The sequence below is a fragment of the Galbibacter sp. PAP.153 genome, from assembly GCF_037029175.1.
Taxonomy (GTDB): domain Bacteria; phylum Bacteroidota; class Bacteroidia; order Flavobacteriales; family Flavobacteriaceae; genus Galbibacter; species Galbibacter pacificus.
This window is the reverse complement of the sequence record NZ_JAZEUN010000081.1, coordinates 1-230: the sequence shown is the minus strand read 5'-3', so window position 1 is coordinate 230 and position 230 is coordinate 1. Positions and strand designations below refer to the sequence as shown.

Genomic DNA, 230 nt, shown 5'->3' with positions numbered 1-230 from the left:
CCTTGAGGGCCTTGCTCACCTTGGACCCCTTGGTCTCCTTTATCACCTTTTTCTCCTTGTGGACCTTGTTCACCTTGGTCGCCTTTATCTCCCTTTTCTCCTTGAAGGCCTTGGATTCCTTGGTCTCCTTGTTCACCCTTTTCTCCTTGTGGACCTTGCTCACCTTGAGGGCCTTGGATTCCCTGTTCGCCTTGGTCTCCTTGTTCACCTTTTTCTCCTTGTGGACCTTG

1 pseudogene is annotated in these 230 nt (G+C 51.3%); it reads right to left on the bottom strand.

The window, feature by feature from the left end:
* A pseudogene (locus tag UXI14_RS18130) lies at positions 1-230 on the bottom strand (collagen-like protein); the annotation flags it as partial.